Source organism: Microbacterium caowuchunii, from assembly GCF_008727755.1.
In the GTDB taxonomy this organism is placed as follows: domain Bacteria; phylum Actinomycetota; class Actinomycetes; order Actinomycetales; family Microbacteriaceae; genus Microbacterium; species Microbacterium caowuchunii.
Genome location: NZ_CP044231.1, coordinates 1795963 through 1819733, shown reverse-complemented (window position 1 = coordinate 1819733; position 23771 = coordinate 1795963). Strand labels below are relative to the sequence as shown.

At 70.8% G+C, this 23771-nt stretch carries 22 protein-coding genes; 16 read left to right on the top strand and 6 right to left on the bottom strand.

Features of this window, described 5'->3' with window-relative positions:
• Nucleotides 1-19: 19 nt before the first annotated feature.
• The 3 genes from F6J84_RS08645 to F6J84_RS08635 are packed head-to-tail and all read right to left on the bottom strand — an operon-like array spanning nucleotide 20 to nucleotide 2483.
• Nucleotides 20-739, bottom strand: a complete 720-nt coding sequence (locus F6J84_RS08645) for an SOS response-associated peptidase (RefSeq protein WP_150973014.1) — start codon at nucleotides 737-739, stop codon at nucleotides 20-22.
• A gap of 9 nt (nucleotides 740-748) precedes the next feature.
• Nucleotides 749-1798 (bottom strand): App1 family protein, encoded by a 1050-nt coding sequence (locus F6J84_RS08640; protein ID WP_238702424.1) that lies wholly within the window; start codon nucleotides 1796-1798, stop codon nucleotides 749-751.
• 4 nt (nucleotides 1799-1802) lie between these two features.
• Nucleotides 1803-2483: a DedA family protein gene (locus F6J84_RS08635; protein ID WP_150973012.1), complete on the bottom strand. Its 681-nt coding sequence runs from the start codon at nucleotides 2481-2483 to the stop codon at nucleotides 1803-1805.
• A gap of 42 nt (nucleotides 2484-2525) precedes the next feature.
• Here F6J84_RS08635 and F6J84_RS08630 point away from each other — a divergent pair, with 42 nt between their 5' ends.
• From F6J84_RS08630 to holA, 5 genes are all read left to right on the top strand, one after another.
• Nucleotides 2526-3818: an anthranilate synthase component I family protein gene (locus F6J84_RS08630; protein ID WP_150973010.1), complete on the top strand. Its 1293-nt coding sequence runs from the start codon at nucleotides 2526-2528 to the stop codon at nucleotides 3816-3818.
• Between the two features lie 64 nt (nucleotides 3819-3882).
• Nucleotides 3883-6462 (top strand): leucine--tRNA ligase, encoded by a 2580-nt coding sequence (gene leuS, locus F6J84_RS08625; protein ID WP_150973009.1) that lies wholly within the window; start codon nucleotides 3883-3885, stop codon nucleotides 6460-6462.
• 89 nt (nucleotides 6463-6551) lie between these two features.
• Complete coding sequence (locus F6J84_RS08620; RefSeq protein ID WP_150973007.1) at nucleotides 6552-7139, top strand: ComEA family DNA-binding protein; 588 nt, start codon at nucleotides 6552-6554, stop codon at nucleotides 7137-7139.
• Nucleotides 7136-9472, top strand: coding sequence for a ComEC/Rec2 family competence protein (locus F6J84_RS08615; protein WP_238702423.1), 2337 nt, complete (start codon nucleotides 7136-7138; stop codon nucleotides 9470-9472). Before F6J84_RS08620 ends, F6J84_RS08615 begins: the two co-directional genes overlap by 4 nt.
• A 9-nt stretch (nucleotides 9473-9481) precedes the next feature.
• Nucleotides 9482-10507 (top strand): DNA polymerase III subunit delta, encoded by a 1026-nt coding sequence (gene holA / locus F6J84_RS08610; RefSeq protein ID WP_150973005.1) that lies wholly within the window; start codon nucleotides 9482-9484, stop codon nucleotides 10505-10507.
• 131 nt (nucleotides 10508-10638) lie between these two features.
• Here the strand turns inward: holA and budA are convergent, their stop codons facing one another.
• From budA to F6J84_RS08595, 3 genes are all read right to left on the bottom strand, one after another.
• Nucleotides 10639-11382, bottom strand: coding sequence for an acetolactate decarboxylase (budA, locus tag F6J84_RS08605; RefSeq protein ID WP_150973002.1), 744 nt, complete (start codon nucleotides 11380-11382; stop codon nucleotides 10639-10641).
• 87 nt (nucleotides 11383-11469) lie between these two features.
• Complete coding sequence (gene rpsT / locus F6J84_RS08600) at nucleotides 11470-11730, bottom strand: 30S ribosomal protein S20 (protein WP_150973000.1); 261 nt, start codon at nucleotides 11728-11730, stop codon at nucleotides 11470-11472.
• A gap of 119 nt (nucleotides 11731-11849) precedes the next feature.
• On the bottom strand, nucleotides 11850-12584 hold the full coding sequence (locus tag F6J84_RS08595; RefSeq protein WP_150972998.1) for an alpha/beta fold hydrolase: 735 nt from the start codon (nucleotides 12582-12584) through the stop codon (nucleotides 11850-11852).
• Nucleotides 12585-12644: 60 nt separating this feature from the next.
• Here F6J84_RS08595 and lepA point away from each other — a divergent pair, with 60 nt between their 5' ends.
• The 11 genes from lepA to era all read left to right on the top strand — a co-directional run bounded on the left by lepA (nucleotide 12645) and on the right by era (nucleotide 23652).
• Complete coding sequence (gene lepA, locus F6J84_RS08590) at nucleotides 12645-14498, top strand: translation elongation factor 4 (RefSeq protein WP_150972996.1); 1854 nt, start codon at nucleotides 12645-12647, stop codon at nucleotides 14496-14498.
• 45 nt (nucleotides 14499-14543) lie between these two features.
• Nucleotides 14544-15194, top strand: coding sequence for a DUF1990 family protein (locus F6J84_RS08585; protein ID WP_150972993.1), 651 nt, complete (start codon nucleotides 14544-14546; stop codon nucleotides 15192-15194).
• Complete coding sequence (hemW, locus tag F6J84_RS08580) at nucleotides 15194-16408, top strand: radical SAM family heme chaperone HemW (protein WP_150972991.1); 1215 nt, start codon at nucleotides 15194-15196, stop codon at nucleotides 16406-16408. Before F6J84_RS08585 ends, hemW begins: the two co-directional genes overlap by 1 nt.
• Nucleotides 16409-16582: 174 nt before the next feature.
• Nucleotides 16583-17620 (top strand): heat-inducible transcriptional repressor HrcA, encoded by a 1038-nt coding sequence (hrcA, locus tag F6J84_RS08575; protein ID WP_150972989.1) that lies wholly within the window; start codon nucleotides 16583-16585, stop codon nucleotides 17618-17620.
• A gap of 45 nt (nucleotides 17621-17665) precedes the next feature.
• Entirely contained in the window at nucleotides 17666-18787 is a 1122-nt protein-coding gene (gene dnaJ, locus F6J84_RS08570) for a molecular chaperone DnaJ (RefSeq protein ID WP_150972987.1), read from the top strand.
• Between the two features lie 3 nt (nucleotides 18788-18790).
• Nucleotides 18791-19534 (top strand): 16S rRNA (uracil(1498)-N(3))-methyltransferase, encoded by a 744-nt coding sequence (locus tag F6J84_RS08565; protein WP_150972985.1) that lies wholly within the window; start codon nucleotides 18791-18793, stop codon nucleotides 19532-19534.
• Nucleotides 19535-19559: 25 nt separating this feature from the next.
• On the top strand, nucleotides 19560-19907 hold the full coding sequence (locus F6J84_RS08560) for an HIT domain-containing protein (RefSeq protein ID WP_150891629.1): 348 nt from the start codon (nucleotides 19560-19562) through the stop codon (nucleotides 19905-19907).
• 49 nt (nucleotides 19908-19956) lie between these two features.
• Nucleotides 19957-20970, top strand: a complete 1014-nt coding sequence (locus tag F6J84_RS08555) for a PhoH family protein (RefSeq protein WP_150974753.1) — start codon at nucleotides 19957-19959, stop codon at nucleotides 20968-20970.
• The gene (gene ybeY, locus F6J84_RS08550) at nucleotides 20967-21443 is read left to right on the top strand and encodes an rRNA maturation RNase YbeY (RefSeq protein ID WP_150972983.1); all 477 of its coding nucleotides are present in this window, start codon (nucleotides 20967-20969) and stop codon (nucleotides 21441-21443) included. Before F6J84_RS08555 ends, ybeY begins: the two co-directional genes overlap by 4 nt.
• Nucleotides 21440-22759, top strand: coding sequence for a hemolysin family protein (locus F6J84_RS08545; protein ID WP_150972981.1), 1320 nt, complete (start codon nucleotides 21440-21442; stop codon nucleotides 22757-22759). The genes ybeY and F6J84_RS08545 overlap by 4 nt, the downstream gene beginning before the upstream one ends.
• Nucleotides 22756-23652 carry a GTPase Era gene (era, locus tag F6J84_RS08540; RefSeq protein WP_150972979.1) on the top strand — a complete coding sequence of 299 codons (897 nt, stop codon included), beginning with the start codon at nucleotides 22756-22758 and terminating at the stop codon, nucleotides 23650-23652. The genes F6J84_RS08545 and era overlap by 4 nt, the downstream gene beginning before the upstream one ends.
• Nucleotides 23653-23771: the final 119 nt, after the last annotated feature.

Sequence of the window (23771 nt, the reverse complement as noted above, 5' to 3'; positions counted from 1 at the left end):
CCCGAGGATACGGCGATGTTCAGCCCTCGTCGGCCACGGGCTCGATGAGATCGGGGGAGTCGTTGCGGACGTTCCCGACGGCGCTGGAGACGACATGGTCCTCGAGCGTGCGCGCCACATCGGGGGCGGCGTCCACCGCGGCGTCCAGGAGATCCCCGACGTTGTCGGTCTCCGTGTCGAGCCAGGCATCCGCGAAGTCCGCATCCAGGAAGAGAGGCATGCGGTCGTGGATGGAGCCGAGGGGACCGATCGCGTCACGCGTGAGGATCGTGAAGGACAGCAGCCATCGGTCGGCGGCGTCGTCGGCCTTCGCGGGGTCCTTCCACCACTCGTACAGGCCGGCGAAGAACATCGGCGAGCCGTCCGCCGGATGGATGAAGTGCGGCGTCTTGGTGTCGCCCGCGCGCTTCCACTCGTAGTACCCGGTCGCCGGGACCACGGCGCGCCGTTTGACGAGCGCCTGACGGAACATCGGCTTCTCCTCGAGCTCCTCCGACCGCGCGTTGAAGGCCTTCGCCCCGATCTTGGGATCCTTGGCCCATCCGGGGACGAGCCCCCACCGTGCGGGCTCGAGACGGCGGGTGGGCGGATCCGTCTTGGCCGAGTCGAGCACGATCGCTGCGGTGCTCATCGGCGAGATGTTGAAGGACGGGGGCGGCAGGTCCGGGTTCTCGACGTCGACGCGCAGCGCGCCGACCAGCTCGGAGCCGACGTTCGCCACGACGAATCGACCACACATGCGCTCAGCCTACGAGCTGTGCGGGCCCCGGAGGACCCCCACCTCGGCCAGCCGGTCGAGGAGCTCGGCGCCGTCGTCGCCGGTCACCCACGGCACCGTGGCGGCGGAGTGATCGTCCACGACGGTGCGCCCACCGGCAAGTACCGCCTCCGCCGGGGTGAGTCGGCGGATGGCGACGGCCGCGACCTGGTCCGGGTGCTCGACGGCGAACGACGTGTAGATCTCGTCGTCATGCTGGCCGTCGTCGCCGATGAGCAGCCAGGTGATCTGAGGGAACTCGCGCGCGAGCCGCTCGAGGTTGTCGTGCTTGTGATCCTGCCCGCTGCGGAACCAGCGGTCGTGCGTGGGACCCCAGTCCGTGAGCAGCATCGCTCCCGCCGGGAACAGGTGCCTGCGCAGGAACCGGGTGAGGGTCGGCGCGATGTTCCACGCCCCCGTCGAGAGGTAGACGACCGGGGCGGCCGGGTGCTCGCGCACGACGCGTTCGAGGAGCACTGCCATCCCCGGCACCGGCTGCCGGGCGTGCTCGTTGAGGACGAACGAGTTCCACGCCGCGAGGAAGGGGCGCGGGAGCGCCGTGACCATGACCGTGTCGTCGACATCCGAGACGACACCGAAGCGGGCGTCGTCGCCGATGATGAGGACGCGCATGATGGTCGGCTCGCCGCCCTCCACCGCGGCGCGCACCTCGCGCCACCCCGGTGCGAGACGGGCGGGGAGCACCGTGTCGACGATGCCACCGCGGTCGGCGACCACCTCGTGCGAGACCCCGTCGATCGTCACGGTGACCTGTGCGTAGCCCACCGGGACGGCCGCGAAACTGCGCCATCCGCGCACTCCCGCGTACTCGCCCGCCTTCTTCTCCGCCCCGGCCGGGGCGATGAGGACACGCCCGAGCACCCGCACCCAGCGTTCCGAGCCGTACCCCGGGAACGCGGCGACCGAGGGCTTCAGCCCCCGTGCACGTGCGCGCCGTTCGCGCCACGAATGGGCTCGGCGTTCGAGACGGGCGAGCCACAGGATCTTCACGGGCGGGGTCGAACGGGGGGAGACGGCCACCTCCTCAGTCTTCCACGTCCGCCGTGTCCGATGTCTGCTCGGACTCGGGCGGAGCCATGTGGCGGCGTTCCACCCGCTCGATGATCTTCTTCGCGACGAAGATCAGGACGAGGAACACCACGATGATGCCGACGAAGATGTAGCCGGCGAAATGGATGCGGTCGGCCAGTTCCCGGTACGTGCCGGCGGCAGCGGCGGCGATCGAGATGTACAGCGTCGCCCAGAGCACGCATGCGGGGGCGGTCCAGGCGAGGAAACGCCGGTACGAGTACCCGCTCATCCCCACGGTGAGCGGTACCAGCGAGTGGAGGACCGGCAGGAAGCGGGAGATGAAGATGGCGACGCCGCCGCGCCGCTCGAGGTAACGCTCCGATCGTGCCCAGTTCGCCTCGCCGATCCGTCGCCCGAGCTTCGAGCGCCGGATGCGCGGTCCGAGGAGGCGGCCCAGCAGATAGCCGATGCTCTCGCCGGCCAGGGAGCCGACGACGACGGCGAGCCCGAGGAACAGGCCCTCGAGCGGTCCGGCGATCGCCGTGCCCGCCACGATCACGATCGTGTCGCCGGGAACGACGAGACCCACCAGCACGCTCGTCTCCAGCATGATGGCGATCCCGGCCAGCACGATGCGCAGGACGGGATCGACGCTGCCGACCGCGTCGAGGATCCATGTGAGCACATCGTTCACGGCATGAGCATATGGCCGGCGCGGGGTGACTAGCCTGGGAGAGTGCCCGCCGATGCCACGACCGTGCCCGTCGACGCCTGGATAGACCCGGCCCGGGCGTACGCCCTGTTCGCGGAGGAACCGGATTCCTTCTGGCTCGATGCCGGACCCGACGCCCGGACCGGCTGGAGCTGGATGGGAACGGGCACCGTCGCGGATCCGGCGGCCGTCCGCGCCGTCCCGGTCTCGCGGGAGCCGGGCGCCGTCGCCCCGTCCGGGCCGTTCCAGGGCGGCTGGGTGGGCTGGATCGGCTACGAGCGGGGGGCCGCGGATGCGGGCGCACCCGTCGCCTCGGACGGGCCCCTTCCCGCGGAGCGATGGATGCGGGTCGATACCGTCGTCGCCTTCGATCACGCCGCGCGCCGCGTGTGGGTCACCGGGCATGAGCCGGACGCGGTGGCGGCCCGGTTGCGGGCGCTGCCCGAGCCCGCTCCGCGAACGCCGCCCGCCGCGGGCGCCGTGGCCGCGGCGCGCGTGGGGGCGGGGGAGTACGCCGACCTCATCCGCTCGTGCCGCGCGGCCATCCGCCGTGGGGACGCCTACCTCCTGTGTCTCACGACCAGGTTCAGCGTGTCCGGCGAGATCGACCCGGTGTCCGCGCACGCGGCGCTCCGGGCGGCATCCCCTTCTCACCACGGCGCGCTCATCCGGACCGGTGACGTGGCGCTGATCAGCGCCAGCCCGGAACGCTTCCTCGAGGCCTCGGACGGGCTGGTGCGCACCCACCCGATCAAGGGCACCCGTCCGCGCGGGGCGACCGCACAGGAGGACGCCGCGCGGATCTCGGATCTCAGGGCGGACCCCAAGGAACGCGCCGAGAACGTGATGATCGTGGACCTGATGCGCAACGACCTCGCGCGCGTCTGCGACCCCGCGACGGTCACGGTCGAGCGGCTCTGGGATGTGGAGACCTACGCCACGGTGCATCAGCTGGTCAGCACGATCGCCGGACGGGTGCGACCGGGGACGACCGTCGGCGACCTGTGGACGGCGGCCTTCCCGGCGGGCAGTATGACCGGCGCCCCCAAGCTCTCGGCGATGACGATCCTGCACAGCCTCGAACGTTCCGCGCGCGGCGCGTTCTCGGGATGCTTCGGGTGGGTCGGCGACGACGGACGACTCGACCTGGCGATGACGATCCGCACGATCGTGACGCACCCGGGCGGCGCGTACGTGAGCGCGGGCGGCGGGATCACCTGGGCGTCCGTGCCCGAGGCGGAGGTCGCCGAGGTGGCGTTGAAGGCGTCGACGCCGCTGCGCGCGATCGGCGCGGAGCTTCCGTCAGACTGGGCTTAGCCCGGTCAGGTAACCTGAACGATGCGCATCGCGCACCTTCCCGACTCCATCGATTGGTCTTCACGTGTCCGAGACAGTCCCCACCGCTCCCTCCGAGACCGGTTTCGACGTGCACGCCATCCAGGCGAAGTGGCAGCAGCGATGGGCCGCCGAGGACCCGTTCCGTGCGGGCGGCGATGACGACACGCGCCCGCGCAAGTACGTGCTCGCGATGTTCCCGTACCCGTCCGGCGACCTGCACATGGGGCACGCCGAGAACTACCTCTACTCCGACATCGTGGCGCGCTTCTGGCGCCACCGGGGCTACAACGTCCTGCACCCGATCGGCTGGGACTCCTTCGGGCTGCCTGCCGAGAACGCCGCCATCAAGCGCGGCGCCAACCCGGTGACGTGGACCTACGACAACATCGCCCAGCAGAAGGAGAGCCTGCGCGCCTACGGCGTCTCGTTCGACTGGAACCGGGTCCTGCACACCAGCGACCCGGAGTACTACCGCTGGAACCAGTGGCTGTTCCAGCAGCTGTTCGAACGCGGCCTGGCCTACCGCAAGGAGAGCCCGGTCAACTGGTGCCCGCACGACCAGACGGTGCTCGCGAACGAGCAGGTCGTCGACGGACACTGCGAGCGCTGCGGCACGCTGGTCGTCAAGAAGAAGCTGACCCAGTGGTACTTCCGGATCACCGACTACGCCGACCGTCTGCTGGACGACCTCAACCAGCTGGAGGGGCGCTGGCCGCAGAAGGTCATCCAGATGCAGCGCAACTGGATCGGCCGTTCCATCGGCGCCGACATCGACTTCGAGATCGAGGGTCGCGCGGAGAAGATCACCGTCTTCTCGACGCGTCCGGACACCCTGCACGGGGCCACCTTCATGGTCGTCGCGCCGGACTCCGACCTGGCCGCCGAGCTGGCCGCAGGCGCGGGCGACGAAGCGCTCGAGCGCTTCGAGGCGTATCTCGCCCAGGTCCGGCAGGCCACCGACATCGAGCGTCAGGCGACCGATCGCCCGAAGACCGGCGTGTTCCTGAACCGTTACGCCATCAACCCGGTCAACGGTGAGCGTCTGCCCATCTGGGCCGCCGACTACGTGCTGGCCGACTACGGGCACGGCGCCGTCATGGCCGTCCCCGCCCACGATCAGCGCGACCTCGACTTCGCCCGTGCCTTCGACCTCCCCATCCGGGTCGTCGTGGACACCACGGCGCCGATGACCGGGGCGATCCCGGTGATCGAACTGGACGACGAGGGCAACCCCATCGATCCGTTCGAGGGGCAGCCGGAACTGGACGAGCTCCACCCCGCCCGGACGGGTGTCGCCCTGACCGGCGAGGGGCGGATGGTCAACTCCGGCTCCCTCGACGGGCTGAGCAAGCGCAACGCGATCGCGCGGGTCATCGCCGAGCTGACGGAGGCCGGTACCGGCCGGGCGGCGAAGACCTATCGCCTGCGCGACTGGCTGATCTCCCGCCAGCGTTTCTGGGGCACGCCCATCCCGATGGTGCACACCCAGGACGGGCGCATCGTCCCGGTCCCCGACGAGGAGCTGCCGGTGCGCCTGCCGGACCCGAGCGGTCTGGACCTGACCCCCAAGGGCACCTCCCCGCTCGGCGGTGCGACCGAGTGGGTCACCACGACCGACCCGGAGACGGGCGAGCCGGCCCTGCGGGACCCGGACACGATGGACACGTTCGTGGACAGCTCCTGGTACTTCCTGCGGTTCCTGTCGCCGGGAGACACGACCGAGCCCTTCTCCGCCCGTGAGGCGCAGAAGTGGGCGCCGGTCGACTTCTACATCGGGGGTGTGGAGCATGCCATCCTGCACCTGCTGTACGCGCGCTTCATCACGAAGGCGCTGTACGACATGGGCCACGTCGACTTCACCGAGCCCTTCTCCAGCCTGATCAACCAGGGAATGGTGATCCTGGACGGCGCGAAGATGTCCAAGAGCAAGGGCAACCTCGTGCTGTTCCAGGAGGAGCTGGACGCCCACGGCGCGGACGCGCTGCGCGTCGCGCTGGCGTTCGCCGGACCGGTGGAGGACGACAAGGACTGGAAGGACGTGTCGACCACCGGCGCGACCAAGTTCCTCGCGCGTGCGCTGCGCGTCGCGCACGACGTGTCGAGCCCGGCCGACGTCATCTGGGCGGAGGGCGATGCCGCGCTCCGGCGCGTCACGCACCGGCTGTGGGCGGATGCCCCGACGCTGATCGAGCAGACCAAGTTCAACGTCGTGGTTGCCCGCCTGATGGAGCTGGTCAACGCCATCCGGAAGACCATCGACACCGGTGCCGGTGCGGCTGACCCCGCTGTCCGCGAGGCGACGGAGGCCGTCGCCATGGTGCTCGACCTGTTCGCCCCGCACACGGCGGAGGAGATGTGGTCGCTCCTCGGCTACGACACATCGGCGGGCATCGCCGTGTGGCGTCAGCCCGACGCGACGCTGCTCGTGGAGGAGACGATCACCGCGATCGTCCAGATCGACGGCAAGGTGCGCGCCACGCTGGAGGTCCCCGCCCGGATCGACGGCGAGGAACTCGAGCGCCTCGCGCGCGCGGACTCGCGGGTGCAGCGTGCGCTCGGTGACCGGCCGATCGTCCGCGCCGTCGTCCGTCCTCCGAAGGTCGTCAGCTTCAGCACCAAGTAATCTCCCCAGCGAACGGCGCGCCCCGCCTGTGCACAGCACACGGTGCGCGCCGTTTCGCGTGCGGGGGCCCGTCCTAGCGTGGCCGGGTGATGAGCGCGCAAGACCATCCGGAGCGGACGCGTTCCCGGCTGGGGGCCGGTGCGGTGGTCGTGATCGTCCTCGTCGCGCTGGCCGTCACGGTCGCGGTCGGGATGGTGCGCTCGGCGGGTGCGCCCGAGGTGCTCGCCGCGAACCCGACCCTGGAGACGGAAGAGGTCTCCGCCGCGGATCTCTTCGTGCACGTCTCCGGAGCGGTCGCTGACCCCGGTCTCTACCGGCTGGCTGCCGGGGCGCGGGTCTTCGACGCGGTCGCGGCGGCCGGAGGTCTGGTCGAGGGCGCGGATGCCGAGGCCGTCAACCTCGCCCGCCCGGTCACGGACGGCGAACAGGTGCGCGTCCCGCTCGTGGGGGAGACGCCCGCCGCCGCCGAGGGGACGCGCGCGGACGGCAGAGTCGACCTCAACACGGCGGATGCGGCGGCGCTGGACGAACTACCCAGGATCGGGCCTGCCATCGCGGAACGGATCATCGCGTGGCGTGAGGCGAACGGGGGGTTCACCAGCGTCGACGACCTGCTCGCCGTGCCCGGCATCGGCGAGAAGATGCTCGCGAGTCTCCGCGACCTGGTCATCGTGTGAGCGGGCCGGATCGCCGATGCTGGCGACTGGCTCCCGCCGTTGCGTCGGCGTGGGCGGCGGCTGCTCTGACCACGTTCTCCCCGGCCTGGGCGCAGCCGATCGCGGTCGGGACCTGGGCGGCGGTCGCGGTGGCCGTCGCCGTCTGCGGGGTGCCGATGGGGCGCCGGGCGGCGTCCGTGCGGACGGTCATCACGGTCGCTCTCGTCTTCGCCGCCGCCGCGGCGTCCACGGCATCCTTCGCCGCACCGGTCCGGGAGGCCGCGGCATCCGGTGCGCCCGGGCGGGCGCTGGAGGTGGTCGCGCTGGTGACCGGGAAGGTGGAGCGCACGGCCGTCGGCTACCGTGCCGATGCGGTTCTGCAGCGGCTGCACGCGGGGGAGCGGGTACTGCCCGCCGGCGTGCCGGTGACGATCCTCTTCGAGGACGCCACCGGGATCGACCTGGGTGCGCGGATACGTGCCGACGCGACGGCGTTCCGGGCCGACCCGGGGGAGCGGTCGGTGCTGGTGGTGCGCATCAGCGACACACCGGGGACGATCGAGCCGGCCACGGGCGTGCTGGGGACGGCGGCGTGGCTACGGGGCTCGCTGGCCGCCGCCGCTTCGACGCTGCCCGGGCCGGGAGCGGACCTCATCCCGGGGCTCGCCGTGGGGGACACCGCCCAGGTCGACGACCGGCTGGACGAGCGGATGAAGACCGCGTCGCTGTCCCACCTCACCGCCGTGTCCGGGGCGAACTGCGCCATCGTGGTGGGATTGGCCTTCCTGCTCGCGGCGGCGTGCGGAGCGTCCCGAGCGCTCCGCGTGGTCATCGGCGGTGCGGCACTCATCGGCTTCGTCATCCTGGTGACCCCGGAGCCGAGCGTGGTGCGCGCGGCCACCATGGCCGCGATCGCGATGCTGGCGCTGCTGCTCGGCCGACGGAGCGCCGGGCTGGCGGTGCTCAGCCTGGCCGTGGCCGTCCTCCTCGCCCTGGATCCGTGGCTGGCCTTGTCGCTCGGCTTCGCCCTGTCGGTCGCGGCCACGGGCGCTCTGCTGGTGCTCGCCGCGCCGCTCGCCGCCGGCATGTCGCGGTACCTGCCGCGCCCGCTCGCGGCGGTCATCGCGGTACCGCTGGCGGCGCAGATCGCCTGCGGTCCGCTGATCGTGCTCATCGATCCCGGCGTCGCCGCCTACGGGGTGGTGGCGAACGTCCTGGCCGCGCCGGCCGCGCCGATCGCCACCGTGGTGGGACTCGCGGCCTGCCTGGCCGCACCGCTGCCGGTGCTGCAGGCGGGACTCGCGGCACTCGCCTGGTTCCCCTCGGCCTGGGTGGCGGCCACCGCCGAGCTGGTCTCGACGCTCCCGGTCCGCACCGTGCCCTGGGCGGAGGGGCCGGTCGGAGTCGTCCTGCTGGCCGTGGTCGGAGGGGCGGTAGCCGTGCTCCTCGTCCCGGGGGCCCGGAGGGGTCCGGCCCGCCTCGTCCGGGTCCTGGGCGCGGGCGTCACCACGATCGCCGCTGGCGTCGCGCTGGGGGCGCTCGCGGTGACCGCCGTGGTGATCCCGCTGTCGACCCCGGACGACTGGCGCATCGCGATGTGCGACGTCGGTCAGGGAGATGCCGTTCTCGTGCGCTCCGGCGACGCGACGATGCTGGTGGACACGGGGCCCGAGCCGGAGCCGGTCGCCGGATGCCTCGACCGTCTCGGTGTCGAGCGGGTCGACGTGCTCGTGCTCACCCACTTCGATCTGGACCACGTCGGAGGCCTGGAGGCGGTGACCGGACGCGTCGGACTGCTCCTGCACGGTCCCGCGACCGATGAGGGCGATGAACGGGACATCCGGCGCATCTCGGCGGACCGGGTGGTGTCGGCGACGGCCGGGATGCGGGGTGGGCTCGGCGAGGCGACCTGGCGGGTGCTGTGGCCTGCCGACAGTGCGGCGTTCCCCGCGGGCAACGACGCCAGCGTCGTCGTCGAGCTCAGCGGACCGGGCCTTCCGCGGACGCTGCTGCTCGGCGACCTGGGCGCGGGCGCGCAGCGGGCGCTGCTCGCGTCCGGTGTGCTCCAGCCGCCCTACCAGGTCGTCAAACTCGCCCACCACGGTTCGGCCGACCAGGAAGCGGCGCTCTACGCGGCCCTCGGCGCATCCCTCGTCCTCATCCCGGTCGGCGCGGACAACGACTACGGACACCCGCGCGACGAGGCGTTGGGGATGGCGAGCCGGGGCGGGGCGGCGATCGCCCGCAGCGATCGGCATGGTCTGGTCCTGGCCGGGCTGACGGCGACGGGCCGGGGCGCGCGCGTCACGGTGTGGCGCGAGCATGCGCCCGCCGAGGTCGGCGGGGCTGAGTAGGCTGGAGGCATGGCAGCCCGTCGACCGTCCGCACCTCGGTCCGCCATCCCCCAGGTGTCCTGGCGCGAGCCGCGTCCCGCACCGATCGTGCTGGTCTCCGGTCCGGAGGACGTCTGCGCGGAGCGTGCCGGCGCGCGCCTGCGCGACTATCTGCGCGCCGAGGACCCGAGCCTCGAGATCTCCGACATCGACGCGGCGGACTACGCGCCGGGAACCCTCCTGGCCGTCAGCGCGCCGTCGCTGTTCGGCGAGCCGCGACTTGTGCGGGTGGGCAGCGTCGAGAAATGCTCGGACGCCTTCCTGGCCGAGGCGATCTCCTACGTCGCCGCGCCGCAGGAGGGCGCCACGATCGTCCTGCGTCACACCGGCGCCAGTGTGCGCGGCAAGAAGCTACTGGAGGCCATCCGCTCCGGCCAGGGCGGCGGCATCGAGATCGCCTGCCCCGCGATCAAGCGGGACTCCGACCGCTACGACTTCGCGGCGGGCGAGTTCCGGGAGGCGGGCCGCCGCATCGCGCCCGCTGCCCTGCGAGCGCTCACCGGCGCGTTCGCGGACGACCTGACGGAGCTGGCCGCTGCCTGCCAGCAGCTGATCAACGATGTCGAGGGCGACATCACCGAGCAGATCGTGGAGAGGTACTACGGCGGGCGGGTCGAGACGTCCGCGTTCACGGTCGCGGACACCGCGATCGCCGGCCGCTACGGCGACGCGCTGGTCAGCCTGCGCCAGGCGCTCGCCTCCGGCGCCGATCCCGTTCCCATGGTGGCGGCGATCGCGATGAAGCTGCGCACGATGGCGCGCGTGGCCGGCACCCGGGAGCCCTCCGGTGCCCTCGCCGCCCGGCTCGGCATGAAGGACTGGCAGGTCGACCGTGCCCGCCGGGACCTCGCCGGCTGGAACCAGGAGTCGCTGGGTCTGGCGATCCAGGCCGCCGCGCGCGCGGACGCCGACGTCAAGGGCGGTTCCCGGGACGCCGTCTTCGCCCTCGAGCGTCTGGTGACGGTGATCGCCACCCGAGCCCCCTACGCCGCCTGACCCCGCCCCCACCCCCACCCCCACCCCCCCGGTTCCTCGCCGACCCACCCCTCTATCGCCGAGCGACCCCGGTGACCGCGGTCGGCACAGGGGTGGGTCGCGGCGATAGGGGTGGGTCGGCGGCAGCCGGTTCAGCGGGCCGGTGCCACGGCTCCGCCTTCCGCGGCCACGATGCGGTGATCCTCGCTGTGCGTGAGCTCCGTGCGCAGGAAGTGCTCGTCCATCGGTAACCGGAGGTCGAAGCGGGAGTACGCGGCGAGTCGCAACTCGCCCGAACCGATGATCACGTCCAGGACGTGCCCGCCGATGCTGCGATCCTCCGCGATGAAGTGCAGGTGCAGCCCCGCGACGGTGATCCCCTGGTAGATCGCCGGCGCCCAGAACCCCACCAGCGTGCCGGGGACGTCCGCGAGGACCGTCTCGATCTGCTCGTTCGTCACCTCGGGGAGCGGGCGGAACGGATGCTCCTGCCGCTGCGTGACCCGCACGCGCAGGGCCGTGAAGACGCCGTCCACACGGACCGCGTGGAAGAGGTTGCGACTGACCAGGCTCGCCTCCACGCGCGAGGTGAAGGCCGGAAGGTCCGTCCGCTCGATCGACCGTCCCGGCGTCGCCGGGAACCGGCAGACATCCACGAACGGGAGGATCTGACCGTCCTTCATGCGATCGGGACGCTCACCGACGGTGCACTCGAACACCTCGCCGTCCAGGACGATCACCTCACCGCCGAGGCTTTCGCAGCATCCGATCCCGAAATCGCCGAGACTCCGCACGTCGGCCACCGGGATGCCCGACTCGTATGCGCCCGCGAGGAGGGCGTCCAGCACCGCGAACTGGGTCACCGCGGTCTCCGCGATCAGCTGTCCATCCGTCACGGTGCGAGAGTATCGCGGCGACGGCTCAGTGCCCCGGAAACGACGAAAGCCCGTCGCGGACGACGGGCTTTCGATCGAGAGACGGACTCAGAGAGCCGCGACCTTCTTGGCGATCGCAGACTTGCGGTTCGCCGCCTGGTTCTCGTGGATGACGCCCTTGCTGACGGCCTTGTCGAGCTTCTTGGTCGCCGTGATGAGCGCCTTCTCCGCAGCGGCCTTGTCGCCTGCGGCGATGGCGTCGCGCGTGCGGCGAACAGCGCTCTTGAGCTCGCTCTTCACAGCCTTGTTGCGCTCGTGCGCCTTCTCGTTGGTCTTGTTGCGCTTGATCTGCGACTTGATGTTTGCCACGTGTGTCGTCGGACTTTCGTTTGGGAGTGATCACGGTTTGTGCCGGTCGGCGAAGAGGGCGCTTTCCGGCGGTCATGAGGGATGGGGAATCCCTACATGCAAGCCAAACACCGAGTCTATCAGGTCGGCGCCTCGTCTCCCGCGTCGATACGGGCCACGGCGAGTCCGAGCAGGGCGTTGAACACGTCGGGGCGCATGGCGCTGACCAGGTGCGAGGTCTTCGGGACGACGAGCAGTTCACCGTGCGGGGCGAGCCGGGTGAACAGGCGTTCGTTCAGCCGCAGCTGATCGTACTGTCCGTTCACGAACCACAGCGGCACGCGGATGCGGGGGAGGGCGGCGGCGATGTCCAGCGTGGACAACAGGCCGAGGGCCAGGTCCTGGGTGTCGAAGGCGTAGCCGCCTGCGCCGAAGTCCGAGCGGGTGTGCTCCGGCAGGGTGGCGGTCAGCATCCGCTGCGTCAGCCACATCCCCCGATCCGGGAGGCGGTCGAAGCCGCGCGCGAGCACGCGGTAGAAGGTCAGTCCCGCGCCGCGGGGGATCGACGTGCAGGATGCCGCCACGAGTCCCGCGATCGGCGGAGGGGTCCTCGCCCCCGCGTACTCGAGACAGAGGAGGCCGCCCATCGAGTGCCCGACCAGCACCACGGGGCCACGGCGCGCGGCGTCGCGCACGGCGCCGTCGATCGTGTCGAACGCGCCCTCGAGGGTGAACCTCTCCGCCATCCGGGTGCCGTGTCCGGGGAGGTCGACGGCCACGGCGGGCACGCCCCGCTCGGACAGATACCGCAGCTGTGCGCGCCACATCGATGCGGACGTACGGATGCCGTGCACGAGAACGATCTGCGCCGTCATGTCCTCAGCGTAGAGAGCGGGGCTTCGATCGGTCGCCGTCACCCATAGAATCGACGGGACATGTCACCGCGCGCCCTCCACCCTCTGCAGCCGAGTGCGACCCCGCCCGAGCTGATCCGCAACTTCTGCATCATCGCCCACATCGACCACGGGAAGTCGACGCTGGCCGATCGGATGCTGCAGATCACCGGCGTGGTCTCCGACCGCGACATGCGTGCGCAGTACCTCGATCGGATGGACATCGAGCGCGAGCGCGGCATCACGATCAAGTCGCAGGCGGTCCGGATGCCGTGGTCCACCGCGGAGGGCACGTTCGCGCTCAACATGATCGACACGCCCGGTCACGTCGACTTCACCTACGAGGTCAGCCGCTCCCTGGCCGCCTGCGAGGGGGCGATCCTGCTCGTCGACGCCGCCCAGGGCATCGAGGCGCAGACGCTCGCGAACCTGTACCTGGCGCTCGAGAACGACCTGCAGATCATCCCGGTGCTGAACAAGATCGACCTGCCCGCGGCGGACCCGGAGAAGTACGCCAAGGAACTGGCCGGCCTCATCGGCGGCAAGCCGGAGGACGTGCTGCGCGTCAGCGGGAAGACCGGCATGGGCGTCGAGGAGCTGCTCGACCATGTCGTCGCGCAGATCCCGGCGCCGAAGGGCGACCCGGATGCGCCGTCGCGCGCCATGATCTTCGACTCCGTCTACGACGCCTACCGCGGCGTCATCACCTACGTGCGCATGGTGGACGGCTCGCTCAAGCCGCGCGAGCGCATCCAGATGATGTCCACCCGTGCCGTGCACGAACTCCTCGAGATCGGCGTCTCCTCGCCGGAGCCGACCCCCACCAAGGGGCTGGGCGTCGGTGAGGTCGGTTACCTGATCACCGGGGTGAAGGACGTCCGCCAGTCCAAGGTCGGCGACACGGTGACCAACGCACAGAAGCCCTCCTTGGAGCCGCTGCCCGGCTACACGGACCCGAAGCCCATGGTCTTCTCCGGGCTGTACCCGATCGACGGCAGCGACTACCCGGTGCTGCGCGAGGCACTCGACAAGCTGAAGCTGTCGGATGCCTCGCTCAACTACGAGCCGGAGACTTCCGTGGCGCTCGGTTTCGGGTTCCGCTGCGGCTTCCTGGGCCTGCTCCACCTGGAGATCGTGACGGAGCGGCTCGAGCGCGAGTTCGGCCTCGACCTCATCTCGACCGCGCCGTCGGTGACCTACGAGGTCGTCACGGACGACAAGAAGAGCTTCACCGTCACGAACCCCAGCGAGTTCCCCTCGGGCACCAAGATCGCGAGCGTGACCGAGCCCATGGTCAAGGCCGCCATCCTCGCGCCGAAGGACTACGTCGGCACGATCATGGAGCTCTGCCAGTCCCGCCGGGGGACGCTCCTCGGCATGGAGTACCTCGGCGAAGACCGCGTCGAGATCCGCTACTCGATGCCGCTCGGCGAGATCGTGTTCGATTTCTTCGACCACCTGAAGTCGAAGACCGCGGGGTACGCGTCGCTCGACTACGAGCCGAGCGGCGATCAGGAGGCCGACCTGGTGAAGGTCGACATCCTGCTGCAGGGCGAGCCGGTCGACGCGTTCAGCGCCATCGTCCACCGGGACAAGGCCTACGCGTACGGCGTGCTCATGACCGAGCGCCTGAAGAAGCTCATCCCGCGCCAGCAGTTCGAGGTGCCCATCCAGGCCGCGATCGGCGCGCGGATCATCGCCCGCGAATCCATCCGTGCCATGCGCAAGGACGTGCTGGCCAAGTGCTACGGCGGCGACATCAGCCGCAAGCGCAAGCTCCTCGAGAAGCAGAAGGAGGGCAAGAAGCGCATGAAGATGGTCGGTCGCGTGGAGGTCCCCCAGGAGGCGTTCATCGCCGCGCTCTCGGGCGACGTGGAGACCAAGGACAAGAAATGACGGACTCCCAGGCGACACCGCCGGGCACGATCTAGGCTGGGACCCATGCGCCGCGGGACTTTTCGGGACGACACCGTCGACTACGCCGCCGTCGGGGCGACGCAGGCCGCCGATCTGCTGCAGTACCCGCCCGAGCGGAGCATCCCCTCCCACCAGTCGTGGAAGATCGGCAGCGGTGAGGAGCGTTTCCGTGCCGCCGGGGAGATGCTCCTGTCCTGGCACGTGCAGCGGGAAGCCGGGCTCGCCCTGCAGGACGTGCGGCCGGCATCCGGTCCCGCCTACACGGGTGTGAGCTTCGACGAGGAGGGGCAGCCGATCGCCCCCACCCGCCTCGAAGCGGACCAGCGGTTCGACGCGGACGGCACCCCGTACGTCGGCGCCGGCATGACGCTCCGCCTGCACGGACGCGCGCGTGGACACAACGCGGATGCGGAGGTGCGGGTGATCTTCACCGTGGAGGAGAAGCGCCGCATCGGATTCGCCCTCGGTACGGTGGGCGGCTCCGTCGTCAGTGGCGAGGAGTCGTTCATGGTCGACTGGTACGCGAACGACGAGGTGTGGTTCACGGTGCGGGCGTTCGACGCCCCCGCGGCGTTCCTGTACCGGGTCTTCCCCGTTCTCACCCGCCGCCGCCGGCACGCCCTCTACAACCGTTACCTGCGTGCGATGTCGCCGATGTACACGTCGTCCTCCTGATGGCCCCTTCCGCTCTCCCCGACGGCGATCCCGCTCCCGCCGACGGTTCGCTTCCGCTCGGCGTCATGCCGGATGCGGACGCCGACTTCGGCGTCTACCTGCACATCCCGTTCTGCCGCGTGCGGTGCGGGTACTGCGACTTCAACACGTACACGGCCGAGGAGCTGCGCGGCGAACGCCGGGAGGACTACCCGGACGCCGTCGCACGGGAGATCGCGCTCGCGGCGCGGGTGCTCGGCGGGACCCCGCGTCCGGCACGCACGGTCTTCTTCGGGGGCGGCACCCCGACCCTCCTCCCCGCGGCGGCGCTCACGCGCATGCTCGAAGACGTGCGGGAGGCGTTCGGCATCGCCGACGGCGCCGAGGTCACGGTGGAGGCGAACCCCGACACGGTCACCGTCGAGTCCCTGCGACAGCTCGCCGCAGCGGGGGTGACGCGCGTATCGATCGGGATGCAGTCCGCGGTGCCCCACGTGCTCGCCGCGCTGGACCGGACGCACGATCCCGCCAACGTGCGCAGCGCGGTGGCGGCGGCGCGGGAAGCCGGCCTCGACGTCAGCCTGGACCTGATCTACGGCGCACCGGGGGAGAGCCTCGCGGACTGGCGCACCTCGGTGGAGACGGCGCTGGCGCTGGAGCCCGACCACCTGTCCGCCTACGCACTGATCATCGAGGACGGCACGAAGCTCGCCCGCCGCATCCGCAGCGGTGAGGTCCCCGCCCCCGACGACGACCTGCAGGCGGACATGTACGAGCTCGTGGACGATCTGGCGGGCGCGGCGGGGTTCGACTGGTACGAGGTCTCGAACTGGGCGCGGGGGGAGTCGCACCGCTCCCGCCACAACCTCGCCTACTGGCGGGGCACCGACTGGTGGGGCTTCGGTCCCGGCGCGCACAGCCACGTCTCCGGCGTGCGGTGGTGGAACGTGAAGCACCCCGCCGCGTACGCGCAGCGCCTCGCACAGGGGATCTCGCCCGCCGCGGCCCGCGAGATCCCGGATGCCGATGCCACGACCCTGGAGCGGGTGCTGCTGCAGTCCCGCATCCGGGAGGGCCTGCCGGTCGACCTGGTGCCGGCCTCACGGCGCCCGCAGGTGGCCGGCCTCATCGCCGACGGTCTCGTCGAGGGCGCCGACGCCGTGCGGGGCCGCGTCGTCCTCACCCGCCGCGGTCGTCTGCTGGCCGACGCCGTGGTCCGTGCCCTGACCGACTAGCCCCCTTCTCCGTCCCGCAGGCCCGTCGACTCGCCACGTTTTGCGGATCCGGCGGCGCCGTCACCCGCAGAACGTGGCGAGTCGACCGCGGGATGGTGCGGCGCTCACGGCTCGCATGAGGTTGGACGGGCTAGAATTGGCACTCTGGGAACTCGAGTGCCAGGAGGGATGAGCATGGTCAGCGAACGTGGACTCGATGTCCTGCGTGCGATCGTGCAGGACTACGTCGAGACGCGCGAACCCGTGGGCAGCAAGGCGATCGTCGAGCGGCATTCGTTCGGCGTCTCGGCCGCGACGATCCGCAACGACATGGCGCTCCTCGAGGACGAGGAACTCATCGCGGCGCCGCACACCTCCTCCGGCCGCGTTCCCACCGACAAGGGCTACCGCGTCTTCGTCAATCACCTCGCCGAGCTCCGTCCCCTCACCACCGCGCAGCGCAACGCGATCACCGCCTTCCTCGACGGCCCCGCCGACCTCGACGACCTCCTCGCCCGCACGGTGCGCGCGCTGACCCAGCTCACCGGCCAGGTCGCCCTCGTGCAGTACCCGTCCTTCGAACGCGCGAACGTCACGCACGTCGAGCTCGTCCACCTCGGTGGCACCCGCATCATCGTGATCGTCGTGACCGACACCGGTCGCGTCTCGCAGCGTCTGGCCACCGTGCCGGATGAGGTCGACGAGGCGGATGTCGCCCAGTTGCGGGCTCGGGTGTCCGTGCTGGTGACCGGGCAGTCCGTCCGGCAGGGAACCCTCCGCGTCGAGCAGGCACTGGCGAAGGCGGTCACCCCCGCGGGAGCCGACGGCGCGTACCGCGAACTCCTCCGGGTCGTCGGCGAGGAGCTCGACGAGTTCCGCCAGGACCGGCTCGTGATGGCGGGTGCGGCGAACCTCGCCCGCACCGTGTCGGACTTCCGCGGCAGCATCTACCCGCTTCTCGAGGCGATCGAGGAGCAGGTCACGCTGCTGCGACTCATGACGGAGATGGTGGCGGACGAGCACGGGCTCGCCGCATCCATCGGCCGGGAGAACGCACCTTTCGGGCTCGCGGAGGCGTCGGTGGTCGCGAGCGACTACGAGGCGACCGTCGGGCAGGCCCGGGTCGGCGTGCTCGGCCCCACACGGATGGACTACTCCAGCAACCTGGCCGCGGTACGCGCCGTGGCGCACTACCTGAGCCGGTTGCTCGACGAAGACGAACGGGCGCGCTGAGCGCTCGCACATGATCCCGCGCGCGGCGCGGACGGGAAGGCGAAAGTGGCGGACCACTACGAAGTACTCGGCGTGTCGCGGGAAGCGACGCCGGACGAGATCAAGCGTGCCTATCGCAAGCTGGCACGGCAGCTGCACCCGGATGTGAATCCGGGTGAGGACGCGGCCGAGAAGTTCAAGCTCGTGACCCATGCCTACGACGTGCTGAGCGACCCGGAGCAGCGCCGTCGTTACGACATGGGGGACACCGGCGGCTTCGGCGGCGGCGGCGCGGGCTTCGGCGGGTTCGGCGACATCTTCGAGACGTTCTTCGGCGGCGGCGGTGCCGGCGGAGGCGGGGGACGCTCGCGTCCCCGCTCTCGCGCCGAGCGTGGTCAGGATGCGCTGGTGCGCGTCGACCTCGAGCTCGGCGACGTCGTCTTCGGCGTCCACCGCGACCTCGAGGTGGACACGGCCGTGCTCTGCGCGACGTGCGAGGGCGGATGCTGCCAGCCCGGCACGTCCCCGGTGACCTGCGACATCTGCCACGGCACCGGCCACATCCAGCGCACCGTCCGCAGCCTCATCGGCAACGTCGTGACCAGCGCACCCTGCGGCACATGCCAGGGGTACGGCACGACGATCCCCTACCCCTGCGCGACCTGCCAGGGACAGGGACGGGTGCGCGCGCGTCGCACCGTCTCGGTCGACATCCCGGCCGGCGTCGAGAGCGGGCTGCGCCTGCAGCTGCCCGGTTCCGGCGAGGTGGGACCCGCCGGCGGTCCGCACGGCGACCTCTACCTCGAGATCACGGTCGCGCCGCACGACGTGTTCAGCCGCGACGGCGACGACCTGCTCGCGACCCTCGACGTGTCGATGCCCGACGCGATCCTCGGCACCACCACCCGCATCGAGTCCCTGGACGGCCCGGTCGACCTGGAACTGCGCCCGGGAGTGCAGGCCGGCGACGTGCTCACGATCAAGGGCCGCGGCATCACTCCGCTGCGCGGGACCCAGCGCGGCGACCTGCGGGTCGGCGTGCACGTCGTCACGCCGACGAAGCTCGACGGCAAGGAACGTGCCCTCATCGAGGAGTTCCAGCGGCGCACGAAGGCCCCGGCCCCGCGCCTGGCCGAGTTCCAGCAGGGACTGTTCGCGAAGCTCCGCGACCGCTTCCGGAACGGATGACCCGTGGCCCTGCACTTCCTCGTGGAGGACGCCGCTGAGGTCGCCGAGGGGGACGTCGTCGTGCTCACCGGCGCCGAGGCGCACCATGCCGCGACCGTTCGACGGGTGCGCGTCGGCGAGCAGGTGACGGTCGGCGACGGCCGTGGCCTGTGGGCGGAGGGCGTGGTCGAAGCGGCTGCGCCCCGCGAGGTATCGGTGCGGGTGACGACGCGCCGCGAGGTGCCGGCGCGCACCCCTCGCCTCGTGCTCGTCCAGGCGCTCGCGAAGGGCGACCGCGACGAGCTCGCCGTCCAGGCGGCGACGGAGCTGGGCGTGGATGCGATCGTGCCCTGGCAGGCGGCGCGGAGCGTCTCCCGCTGGGATGCCGCGAAGGCGGAGAAGGGGCGCACCCGCTGGGCCGGGATCGTCCGTGAGGCGGCGAAGCAGGCGCACCGGGCGTGGATCCCCGAGGTCGAGACGGTCGCGAGCACGGCGCAGATCGCCGCTCGCGCCGCCGCATCCGTCGTGCTCGTGCTCGAGCCCACCGCATCCGAACGGCTGAGCGACCGGGTCCGTGCCCTGCCCCCGACCGGGGATGCGGAGATCCTCCTCGTCGTCGGGCCGGAGGGCGGGATCGACCCTCGGGAGATCGCGGAGTTCACCGCTGCCGGGGCGTTCCCCGTGCGGCTGGGGGAGAGCGTCCTGCGCACCTCGACGGCAGGACCGGCCGCCCTCGCGGCCGTGGAGGTATGCCTCGGCCGGTGGTGAGGGCGTCCCCGGTAGACTGGACGGCATGAGTGAGCCGACCGTTTTCACGCGCATCCTCCAGGGAGAGATCCCGGGAGAGATCCTCGCTCAGACCGAGCGAGTGTTCGTCATCCGCGACATCCACCCCCGAGCACCCATCCACCTTCTGGTGATCCCGAAGACGGAGCAGTACCGGGACGTCGTCGCCCTGGCCGAAGGCGACCCGTCGTTGCTGGCCGAGATGGTGGCCGTCGCCCGTGACGTCGCGGCCGAGCACTCGGACGGGGACTTCCGGCTGGTGTTCAACACCGGTGCGCGGGCCGGGCAGTCCGTCTTCCACGTGCACGCGCACGTGCTCGCAGGCGGACTGGAAGAGGAGACCGTGGGTGACTGACCCCGACGAAGGACAGGCGGTCGAGCGGATCCTCGCCGACGGCATCGCGATGGTCCAGCTGCTCGGACCACAGGACCGCCTGCTTCGGGTCGTCGAGCAGGAGCACCCCGGCGTGGACGTCCACGTGCGCGGCAACGAGATCACCCTCTCCGGCCCCTCCGCCGACGTCGCCGCCGCGAAGACCCTGGTCGACGAGCTTCTCCTGATGACACGCGAGGGGCACGACCTGGGTCCCGCCGATGTCTCCTCCTCGAACCGCATCCTGCGGGGCGACACCGGGATGCGTCCGTCCGAGGTGATGGGGGAGGCGATCCTCACGTCCCGCGGCAAAGTCATCCGCCCCAAGACCCTGGGCCAGAAGGCCTACGTCGACGCCATCGACGAGAACACGATCGTGTTCGGCATCGGCCCGGCCGGTACCGGTAAGACCTACCTCGCCATGGCGAAGGCCGTGCAGGCGCTCCACCGCAAGGAGGTCAGCCGCATCATCCTGACCCGTCCGGCCGTGGAAGCGGGGGAGCGTCTGGGCTTCCTCCCCGGCACGCTCACCGACAAGATCGACCCGTACCTCCGCCCGCTGTACGACGCGCTGAACGAGATGCTCGACCCGGAGCTCGTGCCGAAGCTGATGGCGAGCGGCACGATCGAGGTCGCACCGCTCGCGTACATGCGCGGGCGCACCCTGAACGACTCCTTCGTCGTGCTCGACGAGGCGCAGAACACCACGCCCGAGCAGATGAAGATGTTCCTCACGCGGCTCGGCTTCGGCACCCGGATGGTGGTCACCGGCGACATCACCCAGGTCGACCTGCCGCAGGGCGCGTCGGGGCTCCGGCTCGTCACCCGGGTGCTCAAGGAGATCGACGACATCCATTTCGCGACTCTGACGAGCGACGACGTCGTGCGTCACACGCTCGTCGGCCGCATCGTCGACGCCTACAGCGAGTACGACGAGCGACGTCTGGCCGGCCGTCGCGAGCGCGACGAGGCCGCCGAGTTCGCGAATCGCACCGAGCGCCGCTCGCAGTCGCGCGATCATCTACCCAAGCGAGGACGACCATGACGATCGAGATCACCAACGAGTCCGGCGTCGAGGTCGACGAGACCGTCTTCCTGCGGCTGATGGAGAGCAACTTCGCCGAGTTGAACGTCAGCCCGGAGGCGGATGTCGCCATCCTCCTGGTCGACGAGGGTGCCATGGAGGCCCTGCACGTCCAGTGGATGGACGAGCCCGGACCCACGGACGTGCTGAGCTTCCCGATGGACGAGCTGCGTCCGGGCACGGAGGACGCCCCCACCCCGCCGGGTCTCCTCGGCGACATCGTGCTCTGCCCGCAGGTGGCCGAGACGCAGGCCCGGGAGGCCACGCCGTCGCACTCGCTCACCGATGAACTCGTGATGCTCACCACCCACGGTCTGCTGCACCTGCTCGGGTTCGACCACGCCGAGCCCGACGAGGCCGCCGAGATGTTCGGCCTGCAGCGCGATCTGATCCTGGCGTTCTCCGTCGCGGAGCGCCGCAGGTCTCGAGGATGACCGCAGTCCTCCTGCTCGTCGGGGCCGCTCTGCTGATCGCCTTCGGGGCGTTGATGGCGGCCGTCGACGCGGCGCTGGGGGTCACCAGCCGCAGCGACCTCGTCGAGCTCGGCAACTCCAGTCGCGACGGACGGATGCTCTCGCGCATCGCGGCGGACCCCGAGGCGCACGCGAACGCGGTCAACTTCATCCGCGTGCTCTCCGAGACCGCTGCGGCCGTGCTGGTGACCGCGGCGTTCATGCTGCTGTTCGACAGCATCGGCTGGGCCCTGCTGGCGGCCGTCGTGATCATGACCGCATCCTCCTTCGTCGTCGTCGGCGTGAGTCCCCGCTCGGTCGGGCGGCGGCACGCGGAGGGCCTCCTGCGCGGGGCGGCTCCCGTCATCCGGGGTGTACGCATCAGCCTCGGACCGCTCGCGCACGGACTCGTCGTCCTCAGCAGCCGGGTGACCCCCGGCGGCGGGCACGGCGCATCCTTCGACTCGGAGGAGCAGCTGCTCAGCATGGTCGACGAGGCGGCCTCGCACGACCTCATCGAGGAGGACGACCGCGAGCTGATCCACTCCGTGTTCGAATTCACCGGCACCTATGTGCGCGCCGTCATGGTGCCCCGCACGGACATGGTGACCATCACCGCCGCCGACACGCCCCGGGAGGCCCTCGGTCTCTTCCTGGACAAGGGCGTCTCCCGGATGCCGGTGCTCTCCGAGGACGGCGAGGACGTCACGGGGATCCTCTACCTGAAGGACCTGGTCCAGTTCTCCCTCCGGGACGAGAGCGCCTGGGACCAGCTGTCGGTGGCGCGGATCGCCCGCCCCCCGGTGTTCGTCCCCGAGTCGATGCGCGCCGAGGCGCTGCTGCAGCAGATGAAGCGGGATGCCGTGCACGTCTGCATGGTCGTGGACGAATACGGCGGCATCGCGGGTCTGGTGACGCTCGAGGACCTCATCGAGGAGCTCGTGGGCGAGATCGCCGACGAATACGACATGCCGGGGTCCGAGGTCGTGGAGATCGAGCCGGGCCGTTACCGCGTGAGCGCGCGCCTCGGTCTCGACGAGGTCGGCGACCTCTTCGGCATCGAACTGGACGACGACGACGTGGACTCCGTCGGCGGCCTCCTCGGCAAAGCACTCGGACGCGTTCCGCAGCCCGGGGCGACAGCCGTCCATCAGGGACTCATCCTCACCGGAGGGACCTCACGGGGACGGGGCCGCGGTCTCGCGACCGTGTTCGTGCAGCGCGCTCCGCACGACGACACCGACGAACGACGTACCGGCACGGGCGAGATCGCCCTGCCTGCAAAGGGAGAACGATGACCGAGCAGTTCCGCAGTGGATTCGTGACCTTCGTGGGTCGCCCGAACGTGGGCAAGTCCACGCTCACCAACGCGCTGGTGGGGGAGAAGATCGCGATCACGAGCGAGAAGCCGCAGACGACGCGGCGCGCCATCCGCGGGATCGTGAACCGTCCCGGCGGTCAGCTGGTCGTCGTGGACACGCCGGGGCTGCACCGCCCCCGCACGCTGCTCGGCCAGCGTCTGAACGACCTCGTCGAAGACGTGCTGGGCGATGTGGACGTGATCGCGTTCTGCGCGCCGGCCAACGAGAAGGTGGGCCCCGGGGACCGCCGCATCGCGGAATCCCTGGACGGATACGGACGCGCAAAGAAGATCGCGATCGTGACGAAGACGGATGCGTCCACCCGCGAGGAGATCACCGAGCGGCTCATGGAGGTGGACTCGCTCCGCGAGGACTGGACCGCCGTCATCCCGCTCTCCGCCCTCACCGGCGAGCAGCTCGACATCCTGGCGGACGAGGTACTGGCCCTCATGCCCGAGGGTCCCGCGCTGTACGACGAGGGTGTCGTGACCGACGAGGAAGAGGACTCGCGGATCGCGGAGATCATCCGCGAAGCCGCCCTCGGCGACGCGCGGGAGGAGCTCCCGCACTCGATCGCCGTCGTCGTGCGCGAGATCGCGCCCCGGGAGGGGACGGACCTGACCGACGTCTTCGCGGACATCATCGTGGAGCGGGACAGTCAGAAGGCCATCATCATCGGCCGGAAGGGGACGCGCCTGCGCGACGTGGGTGCGCAAGCACGCGTCGGCATCGAGCAGCTCCTCGGCACCCGGGTGTTCCTCTCCCTGCACGTACGGGTCGCGAAGGAATGGCAGCGGGACCCGAAGCAGCTCGGCCGCCTCGGGTTCTAGGGCTCCGAGCGTCCTGCGCGTGGCGCGACGCGGCGGGGACGGGAGCGCCGAGTGCACGGGTGTAAGCTGCCGGTATGCGCGCGGGTTCGTTCCTTCTTCTTAGCCGCCGCGACGAGACC